The sequence below is a fragment of the Microbispora sp. H11081 genome (genome assembly GCF_012999535.1).
Taxonomy (GTDB): Bacteria; Actinomycetota; Actinomycetes; order Streptosporangiales; family Streptosporangiaceae; genus Microbispora.
Genome location: NZ_JABBWV010000001.1, coordinates 612523 through 636235, shown reverse-complemented (window position 1 = coordinate 636235; position 23713 = coordinate 612523). Strand labels below are relative to the sequence as shown.

Genomic DNA, 23713 nt, shown 5'->3' with positions numbered 1-23713 from the left:
TGACAGCCACGGCGAACGAAGGCCCCGGGTCCACACGGACCCGGGGCCTTCGTCGTTTCCGGACCCGCACCGTTTCCAGCGACAGGAGTCACCATGGTCATCGTCATGACCCCCGAAGCCACCCAGGAAGACATCGAGGCGATCGTCGGCCTCGTCGCCGCGGCCGGAGGGGAGGCGTTCGCGAGCCGCGGCGTGAACCGCACGATCATCGGGCTCATCGGCGACGTGGAACAGTTCGCCACCCTGAACCTGGGCGGCATGCCGGGCGTCGCGGACGTCGTGCGGGTCTCCACCCCGTACAAGCTCGTGAGCAGGGAGAACCATCCGCTGCGCTCCACGGTCAGCGTGCGCGGCGTGCCGATCGGGCCGGACACTGTCACCCTGATCGCGGGCCCGTGCGCGGTGGAGACGCCGCGGCAGACGCTGGAGGCGGCGCTGATGGCCAAGGCGGCGGGCGCGACGCTGCTGCGCGGCGGCGCCTTCAAGCCGCGCACCTCGCCGTACGCCTTCCAGGGGCTGGGCGAGGAGGGCCTGCGCATCCTGGCCGACGTGCGCGAGCAGACCGGGATGCCGATCGTCACCGAGGTTGTCGACGCCCACGACGTGGCGCTGGTGGCGTCGTACGCCGACATGCTGCAGGTCGGCACCCGCAACGCGCAGAACTTCGCGCTGCTGCAGGCCGTGGGCGCTGCGGGCAAGCCGGTCATGCTGAAGCGGGGCATGACGGCGACCATCGAGGAGTGGCTGATGGCGGCCGAGTACATCGCCCAGCGCGGCAACCTCGACATCGTGCTGTGCGAGCGGGGCATCCGCACCTACGAGCCCGCCACCCGCAACACGCTCGACGTCTCGGCGGTCCCGGTCGTCCAGCGGCTGTCGCACCTGCCGGTGATCGTGGACCCGTCGCACTCCGGCGGCCGGCGCGACCTCGTGCTGCCGCTGTCGCGGGCCGCGGTCGCGGCCGGGGCCGACGGTCTGATCATCGACGTGCACCCGCACCCCGAGCAGGCACTCTGCGACGGCCCGCAGGCCCTGGTCGAAGGTGACCTGGACGCGCTCGCGGCCGTGCTGCGCGACTTCCCGCCGCTGCTGGGCCGCACCGCGACCACCGCGCCCACCGAGGTCGCGGCGCCCGCGCTCACCTGACCCGCCGCGCACGCCGGACCACCGGCCCCCGGGCACGTCCGGGGGCCGATGGCCTGCGCGGGCTCAGACGTCGAGCTTGTACGGCTGGATGGAGTCGGCCAACTGCGTGGCGAGGTCCTCCGCGTCGAGGCGCCTCTCGATCTGCTTCAGGTCCTCGATCTTCGCGCGGGTCTCGGCCTGCCGGGGCGCGAGCAACGTGCAGCAGTCCTCGTCGGGCAGTTCGGAGATCTCCAGCGTCCCGATCCTCCGGGCCTCGGCCATGATCTCGGTCTTGTCCAGGCCGATGAGCGGGCGCAGGATCGGCAGGTCCACAGCGTGGTCCTGGGCCGTGATGTTGGCCAGCGTCTGCGACGAGACCTGACCGAGGCTGTCGCCGGTGACCAGCGCCTCGGCGTGGATGCGGTGGGCGACCTCCTCGGCCGTCTTGAGCATCAGCCGCCGCTGCGCGATCACCGCGAGCCGGTCCTGGCCGGAGTTCCTGATCGACTGCTGCGCCTTGCCGAACGGCACCACCCACAGCCGCGACTTGCCCTGGAACTTGTCCAGGTTGCGCACCAGCGCGTACGCCTTGTAGATCGACTCCGAGGTGGTGAACGGGATGCCGGAGAAGTGCAGGAAGTCCACCCGAAGGCCACGCCGCATCATGCGGTAGGCCGCGACGGGCGAGTCGATGCCACCGGACAGCAGCGCCAGCGCCCGGCCGCTGGAGCCGACGGGAAGCCCGCCCTGCCCCGGCCGGCCCCCGGTGAACAGGAACGCCTCGTCCTTGTCCACCTCGATGTGCACGGTGAGCTCCGGCTTGCTCAGGTCGACCGGCAGCCCGAAGGTGTCGTTGATCGTCCCGCCGACCACGCGGTCCAGTTCGTTGGACCGCAGCGGGAAGCGCTTGTCGCGACGCCGGGACCGCACGGCGAAGCGCGCCTTGCGGGCCACCTCGTCGCTGTCCCTGATCAGCTCGATGGCGGCCTTGGTGATCGCGTCCACGTCTTTCGGCACCCGCCACGCCAGATGGACCAGCACGATGCCGGGCACGTCGGCCACGCGGGCCGCCACGGTCTCGGCCTCCTCCACCTCGGTTCCCGGGGGCAGGAACAGGGCGATCACCCCGTGCCGCTGGCGGATGTCGACCCGGTGGCCCTTGAGAGCGTGCTTGATGTTCGCCCGCAGGCGCATCTCGAAGATCTCGCGGTTCCGGCCCTTCAGAACCACCTCGCCCAACTTGAGCAGCACCGAGGGCTCTCCGAGAGCGGTCATCGTCATCTGTGGAAAACCTCCGGAGGGACAGGGACGGCCGTCACACCGGGAGGGCACGGCCGGGGGAAACATACGCCAGGGACAACGCGCCGGCGCGGCGCGGGCTTCCCCACTGTAATGCCGCCGCCGCGCCGCCGCCGACTATCCTCCGCCGAGCTCGACCAGCCCCTTCTCTATCGCGTAGCGGACCAGTTCCACCCGGTTGTGGAGTTGGAGCTTGCTCAGCGTGTTCTGCACATGGTTCTGCACCGTGCGATGCGACAGCACCAGCCGTTCCGCGATCTGCCGGTACGTCAGGCCCTTGGCCACCATGCGCAGCACCTCGGTCTCCCTTTCGGTCAGCCGGGGGCCGTCCCGCTCCTCGTCCCCGCGCGGGCCGGGCGTCAGGTGGGCCAGCCTGCGGTACTCCCCCAGCACCAGCCCGGCCAGGCCGGGAGTGAACACGGCGTCGCCCGCGGCGGTCCGCCGTACGGCGTCGAGGAACTCCTCCCGGCTCGCCGACTTCACCAGATAGCCGGAGGCGCCGGCCTTGACCGCCTCCAGCACGTCCTCCTCCTCGGCGCTGGCCGACAGGACGAGCACGCGCGGCGGGGCCGCCGACGCGCCGAGGCCCCTGGCCACCTCCACGCCCGCCAGGTCGGGCAGCCGCAGGTCGAGCACCACCACGTCCGGTCGTACGGCCGCCGCGACGCGCAGCGCCTGACGGCCCTCCCCGCTGGTGGCGACCACGTCGTACCCCGCCTCGTCCAAATCGCGGGCGACCGCCTCCCGCCACATCGGATGGTCGTCCACCACCATGACCCGCACCGGCGACGGCCGTCCCTCTTCCTTCACGAGCGTCTCCCGCCTCCTTCGCCCGGGCGCGGCGACGTCCGCACCGGAACCGACAGCTCGATCTCCGTTCCCGTGCTCGACGAGGTGACCGTGACCGTGCCGCCGAGGTCGGCCACGCGGCCCCGGATCGACCGGGCCACGCCCATGCGTCCCTCGCGCGCCGCCGCCTCAAGCCGCCCCTCGGGGATGCCGGGCCCGTCGTCGCGTACGGTGACGACGACCGCGCCGTCGTCCTCCTCCGCGAGTATCCACGCGCGGGTGCCCTCAGGGCAGTGCCGTACGACGTTGTCGATGGCCGCGCCGACGGCCGCCGCCACCTCCCGCGCGCTCTCGGGCGGCAGCGGCAGCGGTGTCGCGGGCGCGGACACGGTCACGCGCGCCGTGCCGAACGGCCGCAGCAGGTCGCGCAGGTCGGCCTCGGGCTCCGCCGTCGCGGCGTTCGCCACGCGGTACGGCGTCCCCTCGCGGTTCGCCGCCCCCTCTTGCGACGTCCCCTCGCGGCGGGCAGGACGGGAAGGCCGCGCCGGCGCCCTGAGCCGGCCGCGAAGCCGGGACGGCGGGACGGGGTGCGGCGGCCGCGCGACGGGCGGCGCCTGCACCAGCGCCCGCAGCGCGGACTCCTGCTCACCCGCGAGCCTGCCCAGTTCGGCCGCCTCGCCGCCGATCTCGGCGCCCCTGCGCTGCACGAGCGCCAGCACCTGGAGCACCGAATCGTGGATGCCCCTCGCCAGCCGCTCCCGCTCACGGCCCGCGGCCTCGATCCGCTCGGCACGCCGCATCCGCTCCTCGGCCTCCCGCGCGAGCCGGGCGACGTGCCCGACGAGGACCCCGGCCATGAACATGAGCACGGCGCCGTTCACCGGAAAGGAGGCGAGGTCGACCCCGCCGGCGCTGCGCAGCCACAGGTCGGCCGCCGACACGACCGCGGCGGCGACCGCGCCCGCGCGGCGTCCCCCGGCCACGCCGTACGCGAGGACCGGCCCGGCCACCCAGGTCGCGGTGATCGGCATCGCTCCGGCCAGCGCGTCGCCGTGGCTCTGCGCGTACGGCGTGGCGAGCAGGCAGCCCACCGTGACGAGGAGGTCGGCCGCCAGCAGCGGCCCGCGCCGGGCGGCGGGATAGCGGAGGAGCGTGACGGCCGTCCAGGCGGTCATCACGCCGACGACGGCCCAGGACACGGCCGGATGAGCGTAGCCGCCTGCCCTGAGCACGAGCAGCGCCGCGTACGCGAGCGACGCCAGGCGGAAGACCGCGATGGCCCGCCAGAACGGTCCCTCGATGCCCATCGCGCGGCGCCCTTTCCTGACCGAGCCGGGCGGGCGTGCCGGGCCCTTTCGCTCACATACTCGGGCAACCGCCGCGTCTCCGCCCCGGACTTCCGCCGGATCGCGACGGTGAGGGCCCGGGCCGGCCGGCGGAGGACGCCGCCGTCGCCGGGGGCCCGTGCCGCCTGGTGCCACGAATGCGTACGGCTCCCGCGGGGCGTCGCGGGAGCCGTACCGGATCGTGCGCGGGCCGTGGTGACGGACCCGCGTCCGATCAGCCGAAGAAGACCTCGGCCTCCTCGTAACGAGCGGCCGGAACGGTCTTGAGCTCGGCGGTCGCCTCGGCGAGCTCGACGCGCACGATGTCGGTGCCGCGGAGGGCGACCATCTTGCCGTAGTCGCCCTCGTTCACCGCGTCGATGGCGCCGAGGCCGAAGCGGGTCGCGAGCACGCGGTCGTAGGCGGTCGGCGTGCCACCGCGCTGGATGTGGCCGAGGACCGTGGTGCGGGCCTCCTTGCCGGTGCGCTTCTCGATCTCCTTGGCGAGCATCTCGCCGATGCCGCCGAGGCGCACGTGGCCGAACGAGTCCAGCTCGCCGGTCTGCAGCGCCATCTGGCCCTCGAGCGGGTGGGCGCCCTCGGCGACGACGATGATCGGCGCGTACCGGGTCTTGAACCGCGACTCGACGTAGGCGCAGACCTTCTCGATGTCGAACGGCTTCTCCGGGATGAGGATGACGTTGGCGCCTGCGGCCATGCCTGCGTGCAGCGCGATCCAGCCGGCGTGGCGGCCCATGACCTCGCAGATCAGCGCACGGTGGTGCGACTCCGCCGTGGTGTGCAGCCGGTCGATGGCCTCCATCGCGATGTTGACCGCGGTGTCGAAGCCGAAGGTGTAGTCGGTGGCGTTGAGGTCGTTGTCGATCGTCTTGGGCACGCCGACGACGTTCACGCCGCGGTCGTGCAGCTGCTTGGCCACGCCCAGCGTGTCCTCGCCGCCGATGGCGATCAGCGCGTCGACACCGGTCGCCGCCAGGTTCTCCTTGATGCGCTCGACGCCGCCGTCGATCTTGATCGGGTTCGTGCGGGAGGAGCCGAGGATCGTGCCACCGCGCGGCAGGATGCCGCGCACCGCCTGGATGTCGAGCGGCATGGTGTCGCCCTCCAGAGGGCCGCGCCAGCCGTCCCGGAATCCGACGAACTCGTGCCCGTACACGCCGACGCCCTTACGGACGACGCCGCGGATGACCGCGTTCAGTCCGGGGCAGTCGCCGCCTCCGGTGAGGACTCCAATACGCATGACGGGTATTCCTCCATCTGGGATGACGCGTGGAATGGCGTGGCCGGCCCGACGCAGACCCGGCACGCCACCGCACCGCATTCTGCCCCAGCCTCACACAATGGTCTAGACCAAAATAAGAGGCTACGGCACGTGGCCGACCGGACCAAATTCAGTCTCGCACGGCGAGACCGCGCCTTCGTGAGAGGGCGTCTTCCCGTGGGGCCTACAACGGCCGTATCTTTGACTGCGTCAAACATTTCCTTGAGACAGGCAAGGGAAGATATGGAGCTCGTGTCGGAAGTCCGTGCCTTCAACCGCTTCTACACCTCCGTCATCGGGGTGCTCGGGGCGGGAATGCACCACACCCCCTACTCCCTGACCGAGGCGCGGGTGCTGTTCGAACTCGGCACCCGGGAGGTGGCAGACACCGCCGACATCAGGAGCGCGCTCGGACTCGACGCCGGTTATCTGAGCCGGATCCTCACCAGGTTCGAGACCGACTGGCTCGTGTCCAGGGAACGCTCGGCCGACGACGCCAGACGCCAGGTCGTACGGCTCACGCCAAAGGGCCGCGACGTCTTCGCCGTGCTCGACCGGCGCTCGGCCGCCGAGATCGAGACCCTGCTCGCGAAGCTGACCGACACAGAACGCCGGCGACTCGTGTCCGCGATGTCCACCGTACGGAGCCTGCTGGAGCCCGCCGAACGGCGCGAGCCGTACGTGATCAGGCCGCCGCGGGCGGGCGACCTCGGCTGGGTGGTGCAGCGGCACGGGGTCCTCTACCGCGAGGAGTACGGCTGGGGCCTCGGGTTCGAGGCGCTGGTCGCGCGGATCATGGCCGAGTACGGCGAGGACCACGACCCCGCGCGGGAGGCGGGCTGGATCGCCGAGGTGCGCGGCGAGCCCGCGGGGTGCGTCTTCTGCGTGCGCAAGGACGACACGACGGCCCAGCTCCGCCTGCTGCTCGTCGAGCCGTCCGCGCGCGGCATGGGCATCGGCGGGCGGCTGGTCGAGGAGTGCCTGCGCTTCGCCACGGAGGCCGGCTACCGCCGGATCATGCTGTGGACCCGGGACGTCCTCGCGAGCGCCCGCCGGATCTACCAGGCCGCGGGGTTCGAACTGGTCGAGCAGCACCCGGGCGAGGAGTCGGGCATCTCCGTGAACGAGCAGATATGGGCCAGGGACCTGTGACGCGCCGGGCGGCTCCCGGCACGGTTTAGCACTGTGACCGGGGCGGCGGAGCGCGGGAGCGACCGGCTCAGCCGCGGACGAGGTCCAGGAAGGGCCCGCAGACCTCGACGGTCACCGAGACCGGGGCGGGCCCCGCGGACCGCGGCGGACGGCAGGAGAAGTAGAGCCTGTCGCCGGCCGGTGACATGGCGGGGCCTGAGACGGTCCAGCCGCCCGTGACCCGCAGGAACGGCACCATCCGGTCCGCGGCGACGAGGGTGATCTCGCCGCCCTGCCCGCCGCCCTGCCCGCCGTTCTGCTCGCTGCGCCGGCCACCGTCCTGCCCGGCGCCCTGCTGGCCGCCCTGCTCGCCGCCCGCCGGATCGCCCGGCCGGTCGGCGGCGTCGTGCGCCACCGTCAGGCGCTCGTGGACGACGTCGTACGCCCACACCCGGCCGTCCCCCTCGGTGACGAACCACAGCAGGCCGTCGCGGCAGTGGCACTCACCGCCGGCCGTGAACCTCCTGGCTGCTTTCACCTGGTCGCGCAGCGGCATGTGCCCGGCGATGGGCGCGTGCTCGCCGAAGACCACCTGCGCCCCGGCCGGGGCCGGCACCCGCTCCCAGCCCACCTCCTCCTCGCCGGGCGCGCCGGTCATCACCTCCAGGACCCCTGTGGTGAGGTCGCCCCAGTCGTCCGGCCGGAACCGGTAGAGACATCCGTCCGGCTCCCTCTCCGTGAGGTAGACGACACCCCGGTCGGGATCGCAGGCCACGCCGCCGTGGGAGAACAGGCCCATCGCGAGCCTGGGCATGGGAGCGCGCAGTCCGTACGGGTCGCATTCGAAGACTTGTCCGTAGGGCGTCCGCTCGCCCGACAACCACGTGTTCCACGGTGTCGCGGCGCCTGCCCCGCTGCAATCGGCGCCGGACAGGACACGGCAGCCGTCGCGCAGCGTCCCATCCGGGGCGAAGCGCAGCGCCGTCACACCGCCGAGCAGCGGCAGCGAGCAGTTCGACACGTATATCCAGCCGTCCCCGTCAGGGAAGCACCCGCCGCCGTCGGGGGCGGCGTGCCAGACGACTCCCCCGGTCCGCTCCCCCGACCGCGCCACGATCCGGCCGGTGAAGCCCGGCGGCAGGGCCTGGAGCACCTCCGGCGGAAAAGGGCCGCCCGGGTCCCCCTGGGCGTACGGGCCGTTCGGGTCGGGTGGCTCGCTCGGATCAGGCGGCCCGCTCAGGCCGGGCGGCCCGCTCGATCCGGAGGGCTTGTGCCCCTCGTCAGGGGCGAACGCCGCCCGCCACACCGCTCCCGGAAACACCGAGAGCTCCCCCGACCGGACGGAAGTCCCCTGCACCGCTGACCGCCTCCTCGACCTTCCCCTTGGTCGTGCCGGTCCGCCCCTGGCGGGCCGCTCGTTCTTCGCGCGCGGCCGTCGCCCGGACCGGGGGCGGGGCCGCCTCGCACCCCTACCCACATCGACAACGCCAGGACCGGCTCTTTCCGTCCCACGTCCTCGTGGGACGCGGCTTGTTGTCCCCTGCCGTTCGCGCACGTCCGCGTGTGCGCGGGCCCGTTCGCACGGGTCCCGTTCGCGCAGGTCGCACACGTCCGTTCGCCGCGCGGGCGCGTCGCCAGTCGATCCCTCCCGTGTGAACGGCGGGAGAAGCGGCACGCCTCACGCGGACGAACACTTCGGAAACCGTGACGCCGGGAAGACGAAGAAAATGTTGACAGTGTCATCGTGACAGTGTCATGGTGGTCGCATGAGCGAGACCTGGACGATCGGCGAGCTGGCGGAGCGGGCGGCGGCCCTGCTCGGCGCGGCGCCGGGAACCAACGGCCAGGAGCCGGAGCCCGACGGTCGAGAGCAGGATGCGGGCGGCCAGGATCAAGGGGCCGGCGGCCGGGAGCAAGGGGCGAGCGGCAGTGAGCCGCGCGGCAACGGCAGGGTCCGCGAGGTGCCCAACGAACGGCTCATCCGCTGGTACACGACGATCGGGCTGCTCGACCCCCCGCTGGGAAGACGGGGCCGGGTGGCCCTCTACGGCCGCCGCCACCTGCTCCAACTTGTGGCCGTGAAGCGCCGCCAGGCGGACGGCCTGTCCATCGCCGCCATCCAGGCGGAGCTGACGGGTGCGACCGACGCCATGCTCCAGCGTGCCGCCCGGCTTGCCGGGCCGCCGCCCGGATCGCCGGTCCCGCCTTCACCGCCACCGCCACCACCGGTGCCACTGCCGACTCCGCTGCCGGCGCCCGGCTGGTGCGGGACGCGGCCGGAGCCGGGCGTGATCCCCCCTGCGCCGGACATCGCACGCCCGGCGGCGCGGGAACGCTTCTGGGCGCACCCGTCCTCGTCCGTCCCTACGGCGTCCGGGCACTCCGTCACCATGGACACCGATGCCCGGGAGTTCGGCACCGCGGATTCCAGGGCTGCGGACACCGGCACCGCGGTTTCCGACGTCACGCTCCCCGACGTCACGCTGCCGGACTCCGCGCTACCGGACGTCGTGCACGGCGTACGGCTCGCGCCCGGGGTGACGATCCTGCTCGACCTCGCCCATCGGGCTCCTCACGGGCACGAGGTGGCCGCGCTGCGCCGGGCCGCCGCGCCGCTCCTCGCGGCGCTCACCGCTCTCGGCCTGGCCGGGCAGTTCCACGGCCCCGGCGACTCCACCGACTTCGATCCGCACGCATCCGACGCGCTGGAGGGATGACGTCATGACCGTTCCCATCACACCTATGCGGCCGGAGGAGTACCGGCCCATACCGGACGCGGGGCTCGGCGCGCTGGAGACCGAGAAGGGCAACCTCCCGCTGGAGCGCGTCGACGTCACCGCCCACGTCACCGGGCTCGTGGCCGGCGTCGAGGTCGTCCAGACCTTCCGCAACCCCTTCGACGTGTCGCTTGAGGCGACGTACGTCTTTCCGCTGCCGCCGCGGGCCGCGGTCACCGCCTTCCGGATGGAGGCGGACGACCGGGTGATCGACGGCGTGCTCAAGGAGCGCGGCCAGGCACGGGCCGTTTACGACCGCGCGCTCGCCGAGGGCAGGCGTGCGGCCATCGCCGAGGAGGACCGGCCCGACGTGTTCACGATCAGGGTCGGCAACATCGTTCCCGGGGAGCGGGTGGTCGTCCGTCTGACGCTGAGCCAGCCGCTCCCCTACGAGGACGGCGCGGCCGAGTTCCGCTTCCCGCTGGTCGTGGCGCCCCGCTACATACCCGGAGCTCCGCTGCCGGGGTCCTCGGCAGGCGACGGCGTGTCTCCCGACACCGACGCCGTGCCCGACGCGTCCCGGATCACGCCGCCCGTCCTGCTTCCCGGCTTCCCCAATCCGGTGCGGCTCTCGCTCACGACCACGATCGACCCCGCCGGTCTCGACCTGCGGGAGGTCCGCTCCAGCCTGCACGAGGTCGACCGGGAGGGCGACACGATCAGTCTGCGGCCCGGCGAACGACTCGACCGCGACTTCATCCTGCGGTTGGCGTTCGACGCCTCGTCGTCGCTCGCGCTCGTACCGGACGACGCCACCCTCGCCGTCACGCAGGACGCCGCCACGGATGACGCCGCGGACCCCGTTCCCGCCGGCGAGGGCGCGGCTGCCGACGACCAGGGATCCGCGGCGGGCGACGAGGGGACCTTCGTGCTGACCCTGCTGCCGCCTTCACAGGACGCCGCTCACAGCGCGCCCCGTGACGTCGTCCTGCTGCTCGACCGCTCCGGCAGCATGACGGGCTGGAAGATGGTGGCCGCCCGGCGGGCCGCGGCCCGGATCGTCGACACGCTGACCCGGCACGACCGGTTCGCCGTGCTGTCGTTCGACTCCGTGGTGGAGCGCGCCTTCCCCCGCGGCCTGGTTGAGGGGAGCGACCGCAACCGGTTCCGGGCCGTCGAGCACCTGGCCAGGCTCGACGCGCGCGGGGGCACGGAGATGCTCGCGCCCCTGGAGGAAGCGCTGTGGCTGCTCGACGGGCACGACACGCCCGCTCAGCGCCACGCCCCCGGCACGGGCTCCGGCGACCGCGGCCGGTCCAGCGGCGGGCAGGCGCCTGATCGGGTGATCGTCCTGGTGACCGACGGCCAGGTGGGCAACGAGGACCAGATCCTCGAACGCGTCGGCGCCCGGCTCAACGGCATCCGCGTGCACACCGTGGGCATCGACAGGGCGGTGAACGCGGGGTTCCTCGGGCGGCTGGCGATGCTCGGCTCGGGCCGGTGCGAACTGGTCGAGTCGGAGGACCGGCTCGATGTGGCGATGGAGCACATCCACCGCCGCATCGGCTCACCGCTGGTGACGGACCTCACGGTGCGGGCGGAGGGCGTGGAACTCGTGACGGACACCGTCACGCATGCCGGTTCCCTCTACCCCGGCGTGCCCCTGGTGGTGAGCGGGCGTTACCGGGGAGAGCGGGCCGCCGGAACCCTCACGGTGCACGGCCGCACGGCCGACGGCCGCCCCTGGGAGGAGCGGGTCGAGGGCCACCACGCTCACGACCCCGCCGCCCGGGCCGTGTGGGCGCGGGCGCACCTGCGCGGTCTGGAGGACCGGTACGCCACAGGTGACCACTCCCTCGAAGAAGGGATCGTCGACATCTCGCTGCGTTTCGGCGTGCTGTGCCGGTTCACCGCCTTCGTGGCCGTCGACACCCGCGTCACCGGCGAGGGCGGTCCTGAGCATCGCGTGATCCAGCCGGTCGAACCGCCGAGCGGCTGGGAGATGCCGACCGCGATGCCGATGATGGCCGCGGGCGCGCCGATGATGGCGAAGCTGGCCGCCTTCACGTCCGGGCCGGAGGCCGCATCCGGCTCCACCGCGGGCCAGCCCGTCGCCGCGGCCCCGCCGCCGCCCGGCGCTCCTCCCGCCCCGCCGCACCCTGCCGCTCCCAACCCTGCCGCTCCCAACCCTGCCGCTCCCAACCCCGCCGCGCACCGCCCCGCCGGACCGCCGAGACGAGCGGCGCGTGGGTTCTCGTTCGGCGGCTCGCGTGGGTTCTCCCTCGGCGGGTTCCTTCCTCATCCGGGCGACGGGACCCCACCGGTCACGGACTTCGAGGGGATCCGGCCCCTGCTGGCCGAGGAGCTCACGAAACTACGGCAGGCGGAGTCGCTGCCCGAGCGCGAGCGGCGGCGCTATCTGGCGGACCTCGCCAGCCGGCTGCGGGTCGTCGCTCAGATGACAGGCGGGCACGCGGACCTCGACGCGCTCGCCGCCGACCTGGACAGGGCCGAGTGGGCCGAGGTCTCCCTTGGCGGCCTCTGGCAGCGGGCGGCCGAACTGCTGACCGCGCTGACCGGCGGCACGGGCTCCACGCCCCCGAGCCCAGGATCCCCCGGCGCCGGATCCGCAGGGCCCGGGTCGTCGCGTTCGGGATCTCCGGGCTCCGGGCTTCCCGGCTCCGGCGCGGACGAAGGCCGGCGTCCCTTCTGGAAGCGATCATGATCCCGCGCCGGGCGGGCTGACCCGGCGGGAGAAGACCGGCGCGGCCGGGACCGGCGGGGAAAGCCGGCTCCGGCCGCACTCGTTCGGGTTTCGCCGCGGGCGAAGCCCTCAGGATGGTTCGGGTAGGCGAATGACATCGGACGGCGGGGTGGGCGCGGGACGCCGCGGCTCCCTCACTCCTCCCGCGTCGGGCCGATCGTCGCGTCCACCTGCGGGGACGCGAGACCGGCGGTGCAGCAACCGATCGACGAGCCTTTTCAGCCCCATATGCCGCCAACGCCCGGGGACCGCCGATGGTTTCCCGCGGCCCTGCCGCCTCAAGCCCGGCCGTCGGCCTGCGCTCCGCCCGACGCGACCGCAGGACGGAGGGCCGGGCTGGTCTGCCCGAACACGTAATCTTGCCCGATATGAACCCAATCGTCCTTGACGGCGGTCTCGCCACGCACCTGGAGACACTCGGCTGTGACCTGAGCGACGACCTGTGGTCGGCACGGCTGCTCGCCGACGACCCCGGCGTCATCCGTCAGGCGCACCTCGACTACTTCCGGGCCGGGGCCGGCGTCGCCACCACCGCGAGCTACCAGGCGAGTGTTCCCGGGTTCGTCAAGCACGGCCTCACGCCCCAGGAGGCCCGCGATCTCATCCGGCTGTCGGTGCGGCTCGCGGTGCAGGCGAGGGACGAGGCCGGGCACGGGCTCGTCGCCGCGAGCGTGGGACCGTACGGCGCCTACCTGGCCAATGGCGCGGAGTACACCGGTGACTACGACCTGGACGAGGACGGCCTGACCGGCTGGCACAGGGAGCGGTTCGAACTCCTCGCCGAGGCCGGGGCCGACCTGCTGGCGTGCGAGACGATCCCCTCACGCGCCGAGGCGCGGGCGCTCGCGAGGCTCCTGCGCGAGACGCCGTCCGTGCGGGCGTGGGTCACCTTCTCCTGCCGGGACGGCGAGCACGTCAGCGACGGGACACCGTTCGAGGAGTGCGCCGCGGTCTTCGCGGATCTCCCCCAGGTGGTCGCCGTGGGCGTCAACTGCACCGCGCCGCGCTTCGTGCCCGATCTGATCAGGCACGGAGCGTCGATCGTCTACCCGAACTCCGGCGAGACCTGGGACGCCCAGAACCGGCGCTGGCTGGGCCTCGCCGATCCCGTCGAGTTCGGCGAGGCCGCCGCCGGGTGGGTCTCGCTCGGCGCCCGCTACGTGGGCGGCTGCTGCCGCACCACCCCGGCGCACATCCGGGAGATCCGCGCGCGCCTCTCCTGACCACCTCGCCCGACCACGCCGCCCGGTCACGCCGCGCTTGGGCATCCCAGAAGGACGCCAGACGAAGCGCGTCCCGAGACGAACCCACCCCGCCCGGGTCGCGGACGCCGCGCCACCGGGCGGGTGGTCAGCCCACGGCGGGCGGGCTTCCCGCGCCCCGCGCGGCGAGCGGGATCTCCTTGAGGAAGAGGGCCACGACCAGCGCGAGGGCGACGAAGGGCAGGCTGGCGAGGAACACGTCGTCGATCGCGTTGGTGAACGCGACCAGCACGTGGTCCTTGACCGGTTGCGGCAGCCGCTGGATCGCCTGCACGTTGTTGGCGTCCACGCGCCCCGGCGGCATCCTGCCGCCGAACTCCGCCGCCAGGTGGTGGGCGAGCCGGTTGGTGAGGACCGCTCCCATGATCGCCGTGCCGATGGCCGCGCCCATCATGCGGAAGAACGTGGCCGAACTCGTCGCGACGCCCATGTCGCTGCGGTCCACGGCGTTCTGGATCGCCGTGACGACCGTCTGCATGGTGAACCCGAGCCCGGCGCCGAAGAGATAGGCGTAGACCGCCACCTGCCAGTACGGCGTGTCCACCTTGATCGTGGACAGCAGCCACATGGCCACCAGGAGGACCGCGCCGCCGAGGATCGGGAAGATCTTGTATCGGCCCGTGCGGCTCATCATCTGCCCGGAGGTGATCGACGTGGAGAAGATGCCGAAGACCGCGGGCAGCAACGCCAGGCCGGACACGGTCGGCGACATGCCCTGGACCGCCTGGAGATAGACCGGCAGGAAGATCATGCCGCCGAACATCGCCAGGCCCGCCAGGAAGTTGAAGCCGTTGCCCACGCTGAAGATCTTGTTGCGGAACAGCCGCATCGGCAGGATCGGCTCGGGCGCCCGCAGTTCGACGAACACGAACAGCGCCGCGAGCGCCACGAACCCGCTGAGCATGGCCAGCGAGCCGGGCGCGGTCCAGCCGAGTTCGCCCCCCGCCCAGTCGAGGTAGAGCAGGAAGCACGACACGCCGGCCACGATCAGCGCCGCGCCCAGGTAGTCGATGCGGTGGCTGCGGCGGGTGAAGGGGATCCGCAGCGCCATCGAGGTCACGACGAGCGAGATCACCCCGATCGGCACGTTGATCCAGAAGATCCACCGCCAGCCGGGCCCGTCGGTGAAGAAACCGCCGAGCAACGGGCCCGCGACGCTGGAGGTGCCCCAGACGGCCCCGAAGTAGCCCTGGTAACGGCCACGCTCACGCGGCGGGATGACGTCGCCGATGATGCTGAACGCCAGCGCCATCAGGCCACCGCCGCCCAGGCCCTGGAGCGCCCGGAAGCCGATGAGCTGGGCGATGTCCTGGCTCAGCCCGGCCAGCACCGAGCCGAGCAGGAAGATGCCGATCGCCGTCTGGAAGATGATCCGGCGGCCGTACAGGTCGGAGATCTTGCCCCACAGCGGGGTCGCCGCGGTCGAGGTGAGCAGGTAGGCGGTGACCACCCACGACAGCTTGTCGAGGCCGCCGAGCTCGCTGACGATGCGCGGCAGGGCCGTGCCGACGATGCTCTGGTCGAGAGCCGCGAGCAGCATCCCGGCGGCCACTCCGGAGAGCACGACCAGGATCTGACGGTGCGGCAGATACTCGGGAGCGGCCTGCCGCTCCTCCCGGACGCTCATGCGGCGCGCTCACGGGCGCCGGGAGTCCGGCGGCTGCCCAGGGGCGTGCGCGAGCGCCCTGCGGCGCCGGGCGGGGCCCACGTGCGGTGCCTGCGTGCTGGCATGCTGTACGCCTTCCGATCCGAACGACGTGTTATGTACATGCGCGGCGGACAACGCCACGTTACCCGTCCGGACCGGAAGTATTAGGAGTTCTCGCTAGCCGCCCCGGTCGTTTCCGTCTTGGCCGCCGCGGCGTACTTGTCGACGTACTCCTGGCCCGACAGCTCCATCAGCGCGTACATGATCTCGTCGGTGACGGCGCGCAGCACCAGCCGGTCGTTTTCCATGCCGTAGTAGCGGGAGAAGTCGAGCGGCTTGCCGTACCGGACGCCGGGGCGGATGCCGAATTTGGGGACGGGCCGACCGGGAGGCATCATCTCGAACGTGTTGACCATCGCCCACGGGATCACCGGGGCGCGGGACTCCAGGGCGAGCCGCGCCACACCCGTCTTGCCCTTGTAGAGGCGCCCGTCGGGCGAGCGGGTGCCCTCGGGGTAGATGCCGAGCACCTGCCTCTCCTTGAGGATGCGCAGGCCGGTGCGGAGCGCCGCCTCGCTCGCCTTGCCGCCTGAGCGGTCGATGGGCACGGTGCCGACGCCGGAGAAGAAGGCGCGGCTCACCACCCCCTTGAGCCCGCGGCCGGTGAAGTATTCGGCCTTGCCCAAAGAGATGACCTTGCGCGGCAGGAAACCGGCGCCGAAGAAGTGGTCGGCGAACGACAGGTGGTTGCCGGCCAGGATGACCGGGCCCTCCTTCGGCACGTTCTCGACCCCTTCTGCCCAGGGGCGGAACACGAAGCGGAGGACCGGCCAGATAATGGCCTTGACCACCCAGTAAAACACGCGGGCACCCCCTCGGCTCAGATGTGCAGTCATCTTCGCACGCCCAGCCCTCTCGCACTAAGGCTGACCAACGTGCGAGTATCGGGCGGAACACGCCACCGTTTCGCGGAGGTCTCCCATGCCAGTGCTGCCGGGCGCGGAGCCGTACCACCATGAGGGCGGTGAGATCGGCGTTCTGCTCTGCCACGGGTTCACCGGCTCGCCGCAGTCCATGCGGCCCTGGGGCGAGCATCTGGCCGCAGCGGGGCTGACGGTGTCCCTGCCGCGCCTGCCCGGCCACGGCACGACCTGGCAGGAGATGAGCCGCACCCGCTGGGAGGACTGGTACGCCGAGCTGGACAAGGCGTTCGCCGACCTGCGCGGCCGGTGCGCGGAGGCGTTCGTGATGGGCCTGTCGCTCGGCGGTTGCATGGCCCTGCGCCTGGCCGAGGTCCACGGGGACGCCGTCAGCGGCGTCGTCGTGGTCAACCCCTCCGTGGTCAACGACGTGCCGCTGCTGCGGCTGGCCCCGGTGCTCAAGCAGGTCGTGCGCTCGATCCCCGGGGTGGCGGGCGACATCAAGAAGGAGGGCGCGACCGAGCTCGGCTACGCGCGCACCCCCGTCAGGGCCGCCGCGACGCTGCCCCGGCTGTGGCGGCTCGTCCAGTCGGACATCGCCAAGGTGACCCAGCCGGTGCTGGTGTTCCACAGCAGGGACGACCATGTGGTAAAGCCCGGCAGCGTCGCGTTCCTGCGGGCGAGGATGGGAAACAATCTGGAGGTCAGAGAGCTGACGGACAGCTATCATGTCGCCACCCTCGACAACGACGCGCCTGTGATCTTCGAGGGGAGCCTGGAGTTCATCCGCTCCCACGCCTCGGTACCCTTGACGAAGGACTTGTGACCCGGGATCGACGTGACGCCGCAAAGTGACGAGGACGAGGTCTGGCGCCAGATCGTCGCCTCGTTCAACAAGACAGCCGAGGACGCCTCGGCCGAACAGCCATGGCCTGACCGCGAGAACGTCGCCGAGGAGACCGGCGCGGGCGCCGGCGACGGCGCCCCGGGCGACAGGTTCCCCGGGAACGCGAGCACGGCGGACGGCGCGGGGGGCGTCGACCTCGCCGACGCGGACGCGGACACGGCCGACGAGACGGGCGAGACGCGCGCGCCCGCCACAGCCGGGGACGACGACCACTACATCCCCCCGCCCCCGCCGCCCCTGCCGCCGGGTGACACGCTGAGCCGGCTCTCCTGGCTGGCGCTGTTCGGCGGCCCTGCCTACCTGCTCCTGGCCTCGCTGCTGGAGTGGCCCATGGACGGCTGGATCGTGTTCGCCGCGGTGTCGGCGTTCATCGCGGGGTTCGTGATCCTCGTCGTGCGCATGGGCGACGGGCCCCCGACCGACTCCGGCTGGGACGACGGCGCGGTCGTCTGACCCCGGCGCGGGGACCGGTCGGCCGGCGGGGTGTCAGTCGGCCGGCGGGGCCGCCTTCACCGTGCGGTCCCCGGCGGGAGGCGGGCCGAACCGCTCCACGAGGTCGGTGTAGCGGCCCTTGCCGTCCAGCATGTGGCCGACCGCCATGGTGAGGTCGCCCACGTGCGCGACCGCCTGCAGCCGCACCGTGCGGTCCTCGGTCGTCTCCTGGCCGCGCAGCCTGGTCCAGTGCGATCCGTCGAACCGCATGAGGAAGCCCTCGGCCTCGTGCCCCGGGTCGTACCCGGAGATCCAGTACACGCCGTCGCCGTTGCCCGTGACGCCGTACAACTCGGCGTGCCGTCCCGGCGGCGTCAGCCGTTTCCAGCGCTTGCCGTCCCATTCGAGGACCAGCGGCGCGATGCCGCCGCTCCGGTACACGCCCCCGACCGCGACGGCGTGCTTGCGGCCGTCCGCGTACACGTCCCGCAGGAAGCCACCCTTGATCTTCGGCAGCTCGGCCTGCTTCCACCCGGCGCCGGTCAGGCGCATGGCCAGCGGCCCTGAGCCGGAGTCGCCGACCGCCCAGCCGTCCGAGCGGCCCGTGAGCGCCACGCCGTACATCGCGCCCGCGGGGCCCTGGCCGGTCTTCCAGGCCGCGCCCTTGGCGGTGCTGCCGCTGACCAGGAACGCCTTTCCGTCCCGGCTGCCGACCGCGACCACCCGGCCGGAGGACGCGGCGACCCCGCCGAGCCAGTCCCCCGTGCGCAACTGCGGCACACCGACGCGGTCGAACCCGTCGCGCGTGCCCTTCGCCACGTACGGCAGGCCGTCGTGGCCGTCGCCGACGACCCAGACCTGGGCGGCCGAGGCGGCGGCGACCGATCGCAGGTGCCCGGCGCCGGTGGCGTCGCCCCGGATCGGCACCTCCTTCCAGGAGGAGCCGTTCCAGTGGGTGATGACTCCCTGGTTGCGCCAGAAGTCCCAGGCGTTCTGCTGGCCCACGGCCCAGATGTCCTTGGCGGACAGGCCGGCGACGTCGGACAGGGAGCCGTCGGCCTGGAGCCGTCCGGTGGAGGAGCCCGCGTCCTGGGCGAGCTCGTCCCCCGAGGGGCCGCGCTCCGCCTGGGCGTGGACGATCGCTGCGTGCGCGTGCGCGACCGGTGTGGCGCGCGGGAGGAACCCGGCCAGCAGGCCGGCGAACAGCACACACAACGGCACCGCACGCCGTATGAGGCGGCGGGTCATGAAACGATCGTACGGGTGACCGGGCCCTCCCCGTCACACAGGCGGTGAATCCGCTCACTGACGGCAGGCGACCCGGACGGCACGGACGCGACCCCGCACCGGCCCTCAGGCCACGGTGGACGGCCCCGGCGCGAGCTCTGCGACGACCGGCCGGTGGTCGCTCGCGGCGGCCAGGTCGGCGGGCGGGACGTCCGCGCCGCCGTACGACAGGACGGTCAGGCCGGGGCCCGCGAAGATCGCGTCGATCCGCACGCGGGGAGCGCGCGCGGGGAAGGTCGCACCGATCCCGTCGTCCCCGCACGCCGCGCCGCCCCGCGCTGCGGCGAAGCAGTCGGTGTAACGGCCGCCGAGAAGCCGCCAGACCGGCGCTCCCGGAGTCTCGTTGAGGTCGCCGGCGAGCACCGGCGTGGCCCGGAACTCCCGGGCGGCGCGCTCCAGGAGCGGCACGATCTGGGCCGCGTGGCTCAGCCGCGCCGCCGCCACGAGGTCGAGGTGGGCCGAGCACACGGCGTACCTCTCTCCGTCCTTCTCCACCACGGCGAGCGCCACGGAGCGCCATTCGAGCCCGGAGAACCACCGCAGGCGGTGGCCGCGCCCCCGCAGGAGCCGTACGGCCGGGGCGGTGAGGACGGCGGTCCCGCCCACCCGGCCCCCTGCCGCCACGGACAGGCCGGCGGCGCGGGCCAGCGCCCGCCGCTGCCGCCGCCAGCCGGGCAGGCGCGGCGCCTCCTGGAGGCACAGCACGTCGGGGCGCAGGGCCCGGATCACCCGGACCAGCGCCGCGCGGTCGTCCCTGAGCCCCCGGACGTTGTAGGTCGCGACCCGCAGCACGCGGTCAGCGGAGCCTGGCGAGGTCGGCGGCTCCCACCAGCCCGGCCGCCGGGCCCATCTCCGCCACCCTGATCTCGGCGGGCGGGCGGTGGCCGCGGCCGGTCAGCCGCGCGGCGAACTCCTCGCGCACCCGGTCGACGAACTGGTCGGCGGCGCCGGAGACGCCGCCGCCGATGACGAAACACCCGGGATCGAGGACCGCGGCCATGTCGGCCAGGCCCTGGGCGAGCCACTCGGCGAGCGACTCGAAGGCGGCCACCGCCGCCCGGTCGCCCCTGCGCGCCGCCTCGGTCACGTGCTCGCCCTGGATCCCGTCGACCGAGCCGCCGAGCCGCAGCAGGTGCTCGGCGCCGCCGGGGTCGGCCTGCGCGTTGTTCCTGGCGTCCATCAGCAGCGCGCTGCCGCTGGCGTAACGCTCCCAGCAGCCGCTGTTGCCGCAGCCGCAGTCACGGCCGCCGGGCACCACCTGCATGTGGCCGAGCTCGGCGCCCATCCCCCACCGCCCGCGGTAGAGCTCGCCGCCCAGCACGATGCCGCCGCCGATGCCCGTCCCCACGGTCACGCACACCACGTGGCTCTCGCCCCGGCCCGCGCCGAAGCGGTACTCGCCCCACGCCATGGCGTTGCCGTCGTTCTCCACGACGACGGGCAGGTCGATCAGCTCGCCCACCTTCTCGCGCAGCGGCTCCTCGCGCCAGGCGAGGTTGGGGGCGAAGCGGATGACCGAGCGGGTCTCGTCGACGAAGCCCGCCGCGCCGATGCCGACCGCCTTGACGTCGTGCCGCCCCGCGAGCTCGTTCACCGCGTCGGCGATGGTGAGCGCGATCTTCTCCGGGCTGCCCGCCGGGCTGTGCCGAAGGTCTCGCTCGATGATGGAACCGTCCTCGCCGACGACACCGTACGCGATCTTGGTACCGCCCACGTCCACGCCGATGGTCAGCGCCATGCTGTTTTCCTTCCGCCCGATCCGGCACGCCGCGCCGATTGAAGCCGATGGAGCGGGGTTGTGGCAATCCCGCCGTCATCCGCTCGCAACGAGCCCGTCATCCCAGATCGATGTGCTCCACGGTGGAGTCACCGGGCCGCCGCTCCCCCGCAGGGCGTGCCGGGGGGCGCTGCAACGCGTCGACCGCCTGCCGGAACGCCGCGAAGAGCTCTCCGCCCGCGGCGACCAGATGGCCGGTGACGTCGCCGCCGGACTCGCGGCGCGCGGCGATGACCCGGCACACCGGGCAGGCCCTGCAGACGTACTCGTCGTGGTCCTCGGAGACGGCCTCGCTCCACACGTCGTCGCTCCGGCCGCCCGGCCGGGCTCCGCCGAAGGCGGCCCCGACGCCGCTCACCCCGCCCCTGACGAGTCCCTTTCCGAACTCGCGGCCCATCCGCCGCTGTACGGCGTCGAGCAGCTTCATCGCCTCCTCCGCGGCGGACCCGAGCGGGTCTTGACCGCGGGGAGCAGTGTCGTTGGATTCCGTCATGTCGCCCCTCCTGCCTCGAACCGTACCCGGAGCCGGCCGTCCCGGAGCGCGGCCGAGGAGATCCGGCGGCGGGCGAGGGCGGCGGGCAGGGCGATGACCCGGCGGTACGACCCGGCTGTGACGATGATCTCCTCCCCCTTGCGGGCGAGGTCGACGTCGTCGCGGTCGGCGAGCGGCAGCGACAGCGACAGCTCGTCGGCGGTGAACCTCAGCGGCGGCTCGGCGTCGGGGCGGGCGAAGGGATCGCGGTCCGCGTACATCCGCGCGGCGAGGTCAGCGAGGGCGGCGGTCCCGACCGGCTCCGCGGGAAGATAGGGAGCGGTGAGCACGGGCAACGGCGCGAACGACTCGTGCACCGCGGCGAGCTGCCTGGCCTGGGCCTCCACCCAGCCCAGCCGCCACTCGTCCGCGCCCTCCTCGGGGAAGACCCGGTTGGCGATCACCGCGTCGACGCGGTAGCCGTACAGGCTGAGCGAGGTGAGCGTGCGGCGGGCCTCGGCGACGACCACGGCCTCGGGGGTCAGCACGAGCCGCACGGACGCGTCCTCACCGGTGAGCAGCGCGCGCACCTCCAGCAGGCCCCGGTGCAGCCGCTCGCCCGCGGACACGACCTCGCCCTCGGGCATGCTCACCTTGGCGACGTGCCGGATGACCGGCGACAGCGCCCGCAGCATCCGCCTGCCCACGGGGAGCAGACGGTTGACGTGCCAGTCGAGCGCCTCCGGCAGGGCGAGCAGCCGCAGCGTCTCCGCGGTCGGCGCGCAGTCGACGACGATCACGTCCCAGCGGCCGGTGCGGGCCTGCTCGCGCAGTTCGAGCAGCGCGAGGATCTCCTCCGCGCCCGGCAGGACGGTGATCTCCTCGGAGGTGACCTCGTCGAGGCCGAGCTCCGCCAGCACGCCGCCGGCGTAGTCGCGCAACTCGCCCCAGTGCCGCTCCAGCGACTTCTGGGTGTCCACCTGCTGCAGGTGCAGACCGGGGGCGGCCTCGACCGGCTCGGCCGAGGGCGGCACGCCGAGCGCGTCGGCGAGCGAGTGCGCGGTGTCGGTGGAGACGACCAGCGTCTTGTTGCCCCGCTCCGCGGCGAGCGTCGCGGTCGCGGCGGCCGCCGTGGTCTTGCCGACCCCGCCCTTCCCCGTGAAGAGCAGGACCCTCATCGGCCCTCGACGCGCCGCTTGAGCCCCTTCAGCGCCGTGTCGACGATGACCTTCTCCGCCTTGCGCTTGATCATGCCGATCATCGGGACCTTCAGGTCCACGGCGAGGTCGTAGGTGACCTCGGTGCGGTCGCCGTCACCCGTCAGGCGGTAGCTGCCGGTCAGGCCGGAGAGCATCCGCCCGGCGTCGGTCATCCGCCAGTGCACGCCGTCGTCGTCGTCCCAGTCGTAGCCGAGGACGTACTCGTCGCTGATCACGCCGGCGTCGAGGACGAACCGGACCCGGGTGGCGCGGCCCTCCGCGTCCGTCTCCAGGACCTCGGCCTTCTTCACCTGGCCGGCCCACTCCGGGTAGGCGGGGAAGTCGGCGATGACGGCCATGATTGTCGACCGGCCGGCGCCGATCGTGATGCTCGACGAAGTGCGATCAGCCATGCGCCCACCGTACTTCACCATTCCAGGGCGAAAGGCGTGCCACGGCCGCGGAAGTGGCCGACGTTGACGCATTCCGTGCGCCCCACCCGCGTCCGGCCGACCAGGGGCTGGTGGACGTGGCCGAACAGCGCGAAGCGGGGCTGCGTCCTCCTGATCGCCTCCAGCGTGGCCTCGCTCCCCCGCTCGAACCGCCGGGCCACCACGTCGTACAGCAGGTCGGGGATGGCGGGCGGGATGTGGCAGCACAGCACGTCCACCTCGCCGACCGCCTCGACCTTGGCCGCGTACTCCTCGTCGTCGATCTCGTTCGGGGTGCGGTACTTCGTGCGCAGGCCGCCGCCGACGAACCCGAAGGTGAGCCCGCCGATCTCCACCACCTCGCCGTCCAGGATCCGCTGCCCGGGCCGCAGGTGCTCCGCCCACAGCCGCGGCATGTCCACGTTGCCGTACGTGAGGTAGGCGGGCGTCGGCATGGCGGAGAAGATCTGCTCGTACTGGCGCCTGGCCGCCGCCTCGATGAGGTCGCGGGGATCCCCGTCCAGGGAGGCCCACAGACCGGCCGACAGCTCCCTGGCCTCGCCGAAGCGGCCCGCCGTGCGCAGGCCCACGAACTCGCTCGCCTTCTCCGCGCCGAACAGCTCGGGGAAGATGCCCTGCGAGTGGTCGGCGTAGTCGATGAAGAGGAGCAGGTCGCCGAGGCAGATCAGGGCGTCGGCCCCGTCGCCCGCGCGGGCGAGCGCGTCGGCCCGGCCGTGGACGTCACTGACCACGTGTATGCGCATGCGCACATCGTAACGACCGCTTTACCTAGCACCCGCTTGGGTAACGGAAAGGTGTCGCGCCGATCCCCGATGGGGACACTGGTAGCGTCGATTTGTCCCTGGATAACGCCTGGGTGACGGATCTACCGCCGCGTAACATCGCACGGTAGCGTCCGGTGAGACACATAGAGTGATGCCGCGCA

At 72.8% G+C, this 23713-nt stretch carries 21 protein-coding genes; 7 read left to right on the top strand and 14 right to left on the bottom strand.

The annotated features are described in order from the left end of the window. The first annotated feature begins 93 nt into the window (after positions 1-93). A complete protein-coding gene (aroF, locus tag HHX31_RS02795) occupies positions 94-1146 on the top strand; it encodes a 3-deoxy-7-phosphoheptulonate synthase (RefSeq protein ID WP_169944681.1) in 1053 nt (350 codons plus the stop codon). 63 nt (positions 1147-1209) lie between these two features. Here aroF and thiI read toward each other — a convergent pair whose 3' ends face one another. The 4 genes from thiI to HHX31_RS02775 all read right to left on the bottom strand — a co-directional run bounded on the left by thiI (position 1210) and on the right by HHX31_RS02775 (position 5799). Further along, the gene (gene thiI / locus HHX31_RS02790) at positions 1210-2406 is read right to left on the bottom strand and encodes a tRNA uracil 4-sulfurtransferase ThiI (RefSeq protein WP_169944679.1); all 1197 of its coding nucleotides are present in this window, start codon (positions 2404-2406) and stop codon (positions 1210-1212) included. A 135-nt stretch (positions 2407-2541) separates the two neighbouring features. Beyond that, positions 2542-3198 carry a response regulator transcription factor gene (locus HHX31_RS02785; RefSeq protein ID WP_169945556.1) on the bottom strand — a complete coding sequence of 219 codons (657 nt, stop codon included), beginning with the start codon at positions 3196-3198 and terminating at the stop codon, positions 2542-2544. 32 nt (positions 3199-3230) lie between these two features. Further along, positions 3231-4520 carry a MacS family sensor histidine kinase gene (macS, locus tag HHX31_RS34035; RefSeq protein ID WP_249345348.1) on the bottom strand — a complete coding sequence of 430 codons (1290 nt, stop codon included), beginning with the start codon at positions 4518-4520 and terminating at the stop codon, positions 3231-3233. Between the two features lie 253 nt (positions 4521-4773). Then, positions 4774-5799 (bottom strand): 6-phosphofructokinase, encoded by a 1026-nt coding sequence (locus HHX31_RS02775; protein ID WP_169944677.1) that lies wholly within the window; start codon positions 5797-5799, stop codon positions 4774-4776. Positions 5800-6063: 264 nt separating this feature from the next. Between HHX31_RS02775 and HHX31_RS02770 the strand changes: the two genes are divergently transcribed. Further along, positions 6064-6972 (top strand): helix-turn-helix domain-containing GNAT family N-acetyltransferase, encoded by a 909-nt coding sequence (locus HHX31_RS02770; RefSeq protein WP_169944675.1) that lies wholly within the window; start codon positions 6064-6066, stop codon positions 6970-6972. A gap of 67 nt (positions 6973-7039) precedes the next feature. Here the strand turns inward: HHX31_RS02770 and HHX31_RS35500 are convergent, their stop codons facing one another. Beyond that, positions 7040-8272 (bottom strand): alkaline phosphatase PhoX, encoded by a 1233-nt coding sequence (locus HHX31_RS35500; RefSeq protein WP_311931264.1) that lies wholly within the window; start codon positions 8270-8272, stop codon positions 7040-7042. 445 nt (positions 8273-8717) lie between these two features. Here HHX31_RS35500 and HHX31_RS34025 point away from each other — a divergent pair, with 445 nt between their 5' ends. The 3 genes from HHX31_RS34025 (at position 8718) to mmuM (ending at position 13655) form a co-directional block, all read left to right on the top strand. Then, the gene (locus HHX31_RS34025) at positions 8718-9668 is read left to right on the top strand and encodes a MerR family transcriptional regulator (protein WP_249345346.1); all 951 of its coding nucleotides are present in this window, start codon (positions 8718-8720) and stop codon (positions 9666-9668) included. 4 nt (positions 9669-9672) lie between these two features. Continuing rightward, positions 9673-12393, top strand: coding sequence for a VIT domain-containing protein (locus tag HHX31_RS02755; RefSeq protein ID WP_169944671.1), 2721 nt, complete (start codon positions 9673-9675; stop codon positions 12391-12393). Positions 12394-12800: 407 nt separating this feature from the next. Next, on the top strand, positions 12801-13655 hold the full coding sequence (mmuM, locus tag HHX31_RS02750; protein WP_169944669.1) for a homocysteine S-methyltransferase: 855 nt from the start codon (positions 12801-12803) through the stop codon (positions 13653-13655). A gap of 127 nt (positions 13656-13782) precedes the next feature. On the opposite strand, the gene HHX31_RS02745 is transcribed toward mmuM, so the two are convergent. Further along, positions 13783-15321 carry an MDR family MFS transporter gene (locus HHX31_RS02745; protein WP_169944667.1) on the bottom strand — a complete coding sequence of 513 codons (1539 nt, stop codon included), beginning with the start codon at positions 15319-15321 and terminating at the stop codon, positions 13783-13785. A 185-nt stretch (positions 15322-15506) separates the two neighbouring features. After that, positions 15507-16205, bottom strand: a complete 699-nt coding sequence (locus HHX31_RS02740; RefSeq protein ID WP_169944665.1) for a 1-acyl-sn-glycerol-3-phosphate acyltransferase — start codon at positions 16203-16205, stop codon at positions 15507-15509. A 118-nt stretch (positions 16206-16323) separates the two neighbouring features. Between HHX31_RS02740 and HHX31_RS02735 the strand changes: the two genes are divergently transcribed. Further along, positions 16324-17088 (top strand): carboxylesterase, encoded by a 765-nt coding sequence (locus HHX31_RS02735; protein WP_169944663.1) that lies wholly within the window; start codon positions 16324-16326, stop codon positions 17086-17088. A gap of 12 nt (positions 17089-17100) precedes the next feature. Then, entirely contained in the window at positions 17101-17622 is a 522-nt protein-coding gene (locus HHX31_RS02730; protein WP_169944661.1) for a hypothetical protein, read from the top strand. 33 nt (positions 17623-17655) lie between these two features. Here HHX31_RS02730 and HHX31_RS02725 read toward each other — a convergent pair whose 3' ends face one another. From HHX31_RS02725 to HHX31_RS02695, 7 genes are all read right to left on the bottom strand, one after another. Beyond that, the gene (locus HHX31_RS02725; protein WP_169944659.1) at positions 17656-18849 is read right to left on the bottom strand and encodes a hypothetical protein; all 1194 of its coding nucleotides are present in this window, start codon (positions 18847-18849) and stop codon (positions 17656-17658) included. Between the two features lie 105 nt (positions 18850-18954). Next, positions 18955-19680: an endonuclease/exonuclease/phosphatase family protein gene (locus HHX31_RS02720; RefSeq protein ID WP_169944657.1), complete on the bottom strand. Its 726-nt coding sequence runs from the start codon at positions 19678-19680 to the stop codon at positions 18955-18957. A 4-nt stretch (positions 19681-19684) separates the two neighbouring features. Then, positions 19685-20626: an ROK family glucokinase gene (locus HHX31_RS02715; protein ID WP_169944655.1), complete on the bottom strand. Its 942-nt coding sequence runs from the start codon at positions 20624-20626 to the stop codon at positions 19685-19687. A 97-nt stretch (positions 20627-20723) separates the two neighbouring features. Then, complete coding sequence (locus HHX31_RS02710; protein ID WP_169944653.1) at positions 20724-21158, bottom strand: hypothetical protein; 435 nt, start codon at positions 21156-21158, stop codon at positions 20724-20726. Beyond that, positions 21155-22315, bottom strand: coding sequence for an ArsA family ATPase (locus HHX31_RS02705; protein ID WP_169944651.1), 1161 nt, complete (start codon positions 22313-22315; stop codon positions 21155-21157). Before HHX31_RS02705 ends, HHX31_RS02710 begins: the two co-directional genes overlap by 4 nt. Beyond that, positions 22312-22749 carry an SRPBCC family protein gene (locus HHX31_RS02700; protein ID WP_169944649.1) on the bottom strand — a complete coding sequence of 146 codons (438 nt, stop codon included), beginning with the start codon at positions 22747-22749 and terminating at the stop codon, positions 22312-22314. The genes HHX31_RS02705 and HHX31_RS02700 overlap by 4 nt, the downstream gene beginning before the upstream one ends. Positions 22750-22763: 14 nt before the next feature. Continuing rightward, complete coding sequence (locus tag HHX31_RS02695) at positions 22764-23531, bottom strand: metallophosphoesterase (protein ID WP_169944648.1); 768 nt, start codon at positions 23529-23531, stop codon at positions 22764-22766. Positions 23532-23713: the final 182 nt, after the last annotated feature.

Bases quoted from the DNA above. Each gene is read 5' to 3' on its own strand.
- aroF (WP_169944681.1), top strand. From the start codon at position 94: ATGGTCATCGTCATGACCCCCGAAGCCACCCAGGAAGACATCGAGGCG.
- thiI (WP_169944679.1), bottom strand. From the start codon at position 2,406: ATGACGATGACCGCTCTCGGAGAGCCCTCGGTGCTGCTCAAGTTGGGC.
- HHX31_RS02785 (WP_169945556.1), bottom strand. From the start codon at position 3,198: ATGGTGGTGGACGACCATCCGATGTGGCGGGAGGCGGTCGCCCGCGAT.
- macS (WP_249345348.1), bottom strand. From the start codon at position 4,520: ATGGGCATCGAGGGACCGTTCTGGCGGGCCATCGCGGTCTTCCGCCTG.
- HHX31_RS02775 (WP_169944677.1), bottom strand. From the start codon at position 5,799: ATGCGTATTGGAGTCCTCACCGGAGGCGGCGACTGCCCCGGACTGAAC.
- HHX31_RS02770 (WP_169944675.1), top strand. From the start codon at position 6,064: ATGGAGCTCGTGTCGGAAGTCCGTGCCTTCAACCGCTTCTACACCTCC.
- HHX31_RS34025 (WP_249345346.1), top strand. From the start codon at position 8,718: ATGAGCGAGACCTGGACGATCGGCGAGCTGGCGGAGCGGGCGGCGGCC.
- HHX31_RS02755 (WP_169944671.1), top strand. From the start codon at position 9,673: ATGACCGTTCCCATCACACCTATGCGGCCGGAGGAGTACCGGCCCATA.
- mmuM (WP_169944669.1), top strand. From the start codon at position 12,801: ATGAACCCAATCGTCCTTGACGGCGGTCTCGCCACGCACCTGGAGACA.
- HHX31_RS02745 (WP_169944667.1), bottom strand. From the start codon at position 15,321: ATGAGCGTCCGGGAGGAGCGGCAGGCCGCTCCCGAGTATCTGCCGCAC.
- HHX31_RS02735 (WP_169944663.1), top strand. From the start codon at position 16,324: ATGCCAGTGCTGCCGGGCGCGGAGCCGTACCACCATGAGGGCGGTGAG.
- HHX31_RS02725 (WP_169944659.1), bottom strand. From the start codon at position 18,849: ATGACCCGCCGCCTCATACGGCGTGCGGTGCCGTTGTGTGTGCTGTTC.
- HHX31_RS02715 (WP_169944655.1), bottom strand. From the start codon at position 20,626: ATGGCGCTGACCATCGGCGTGGACGTGGGCGGTACCAAGATCGCGTAC.
- HHX31_RS02710 (WP_169944653.1), bottom strand. From the start codon at position 21,158: ATGACGGAATCCAACGACACTGCTCCCCGCGGTCAAGACCCGCTCGGG.
- HHX31_RS02705 (WP_169944651.1), bottom strand. From the start codon at position 22,315: ATGAGGGTCCTGCTCTTCACGGGGAAGGGCGGGGTCGGCAAGACCACG.
- HHX31_RS02700 (WP_169944649.1), bottom strand. From the start codon at position 22,749: ATGGCTGATCGCACTTCGTCGAGCATCACGATCGGCGCCGGCCGGTCG.
- HHX31_RS02695 (WP_169944648.1), bottom strand. From the start codon at position 23,531: ATGCGCATACACGTGGTCAGTGACGTCCACGGCCGGGCCGACGCGCTC.